Source organism: Clostridia bacterium, assembly GCA_036562685.1.
Taxonomy (GTDB): Bacteria; Bacillota; Clostridia; order Christensenellales; family DUVY01; genus DUVY01.
This window is the reverse complement of record DATCJR010000024.1, coordinates 1-1,523: the sequence shown is the minus strand read 5'-3', so window position 1 is coordinate 1,523 and position 1,523 is coordinate 1. Positions and strand designations below refer to the sequence as shown.

Sequence of the window (1,523 nt, the reverse complement as noted above, 5' to 3'; positions counted from 1 at the left end):
TTTATAAGCATATTTTATATGCTATCTGACCTTTTTAATGACTTTTATATAACATATCCATTTGAAAAAACATTTGAAGCGTTATTTAGACTTATTAATATTGACCAAAACTATTCTGAAGGAGTTACAAGAGGACTAATTGAAGTAACTAACGGCTGTATTAACATATGCCAAAATAAAAGTAATATAATTATTAATACTGTATTGTGCGGATTTTTGATCTCCTGGGGCGGATTATCTATACATATGCAAAATCTTACCTTTTTGACTAACGCAAAAGTTAAAATAAGTTTTTATTTTCTATCAAAAACCGTTCAATCTATTGTTATGATAATTATTACAGCAGTTTTATGTATGATGTTTTTATAAAATTTAATAATTCCCTAGATATTTAAAAAATGATGTTGATTTTTTTATCAAATCCAATGCTGCAATAACATTTTGAGAATTAATATTTCCGATTAAGTCCACAAAAAAGATATAGCTTCCAAACTGGCCTTTGAAAGGTCTAGATTCTATTTTGGTCATACTTAGATTATAATCATTAAGTATCTGCAATATTTTAAGTAATCCGCCAGGTCTGTTTTCAGCATCAAAAATTATAGAAATTTTTTGATTTTCTGGACTGTTTATAGGCGACTTTTCAAGAGATACAAATCTTGTGACATTGTATTTATCGTTCTGTATGTTTTGGTCTAAAGCCTTTAATCCTTCTTTTATATTATGATCTCCTGCTATGGCTGCAGTATAATCGTCAGAAAGAGATTCAACCGCCTTAGAAGTAGATGAGGTATATATTACCTCAGCTTTAGGATAATTTTTGACAAGAAAATTTCTGCACTGGCCGTATGCCTGAGAATGAGTAATAATTTTTTTTACGTTATTAAAATCGCCCGATTGTCTCATAATCAGCTTATGATTAATATCAAGATAGATTTCTTTGGTTATATATAATTCGCATTCCCAAGCTAAAATATCTAGAGTATTGCCAACAGCACCTTCCAAGGAATTTTCTATAGGCAATATAGCTTTATCTGTCTGTACGCCTACCGCTAACGCTGCATCCAAAAAAGTAGGATATTCTATAATTTCATCGTCTGGACACATTATCTTTTTGGCGGCAAGATAAGAATAACTGTTAACAGGACCAAGATAACTTATTTTCATAATTTATCCGCCATTTGCATAATAAGCTTTTCTGTTTTAGCCCAACCCAAACATGCGTCTGTTATGGATTTTCCAAATTCCTTGCCGTGAATATCTTGCGCTCCATCCAAAAGATAACTCTCAATCAAAAAGCCTTTAAAATACTTGGCAAAATCAGAAAAATGCTTTTTATTGTTGAGAACTTCATTGACAATTCTGATCTGCTGCATTGCGTCTTTTCCGGAATTGGAATGATTGGTATCAATGACTATAGAAGGATTTTTTAATTTTGTTTTTTCATATAAAATCGAGAACTTTACTACATCTTCGTAATGATAATTGGCGATATGAAAACCATTAGTATCAACAGCACCCCT

The 1,523-nt window shown here is 31.0% G+C and carries 3 protein-coding genes; 1 reads left to right on the top strand and 2 read right to left on the bottom strand.

The window, feature by feature from the left end; genetic code table 11:
- Window positions 1-369: hypothetical protein (locus tag VIL26_00975; GenBank protein ID HEY8389516.1), on the top strand; the 369-nt coding region annotated here is incomplete at its 5' end.
- Between the two features lie 3 nt (window positions 370-372).
- Here VIL26_00975 and pheA read toward each other — a convergent pair.
- On the bottom strand, window positions 373-1,167 hold the full coding sequence (gene pheA, locus VIL26_00970; protein HEY8389515.1) for a prephenate dehydratase: 795 nt from the start codon (window positions 1,165-1,167) through the stop codon (window positions 373-375).
- A partial coding sequence (locus VIL26_00965; protein ID HEY8389514.1) for a 3-deoxy-7-phosphoheptulonate synthase occupies window positions 1,164-1,523 on the bottom strand: 360 nt, incomplete at its 5' end. The genes pheA and VIL26_00965, both read right to left, overlap by 4 nt.